This is a genomic window from Oleiphilus sp. HI0117 (assembly GCF_001635235.1).
In genome coordinates, this window is record NZ_LWGA01000253.1 from 1 (window position 1) to 790 (window position 790).

At 45.1% G+C, this 790-nt stretch carries 1 protein-coding gene; it reads left to right on the top strand.

What is annotated here, in order from left to right:
* Positions 1-596 (top strand): S-methyl-5'-thioinosine phosphorylase (locus A3757_RS03160; protein WP_068739157.1); only part of this gene is annotated, 596 nt, incomplete at its 5' end.
* Positions 597-790: the final 194 nt, after the last annotated feature.

Below are 790 nucleotides of genomic sequence, written 5' to 3' on the forward strand. Positions count from 1 at the left end.
TGGCGCGTCACGGTAATCCTCACCGTATTCCTCCTCATTTGATAAATTATCGTGCCAACCTCTTTGCCATGAAGCAAGCAGGTGTCGATAGAATTATCGCAATTAACGCGGTAGGCGGAATTCATGAAAAGCTCGGCCCGGGTAATCTTTCCATTCCAGACCAAATTATTGATTACACTTATGGGCGTGAACACACTATATATGATGGCATTCATTGCGAAACTGTTGATCATATCGACTTCACCAAGCCGTACTCTGAAACATTGAGAGCAAAACTTCTTCGCTCAGCAAGCGCGGTGTCATTTGATGTCTTGGATGGTGGAGTTTACGGTGCTACTCAGGGGCCGAGATTAGAGTCATCAGCTGAAATACTTCGTTGTAAGGCTGAAGGCTGCGATATGGTCGGAATGACGGGCATGCCTGAAGCTGCGCTAGCAAGAGAATTGGAGTTGGACTATGCCTGTATTGCCTTGAGTGCGAATTGGGCAGCAGGTTTGTCAGATACGCCTATTACAATGGCAGATATAAAAGAGGCAGTTTCGAAAGCGTCAGCACGCGTAAGCGAGCTGATTTTTCAAGATCTGGGAAGTTTATAGTCGAGCAATTAAGCAGCGGGTTCTGTTAGCTGACAATGTGTGTCACACAAATCCCGCTGCTGCAGTTAAGAGGTGGTATTCGGGAATGTTTGTTAGCTTGCTTTCTTAGTTAGTTGGTTTTGATACATTTCTCGAATTTGCTCTGCTGAGTACTTGTCTACAGTTATGTGGTTAAATTCAACTAGGTGTAATGC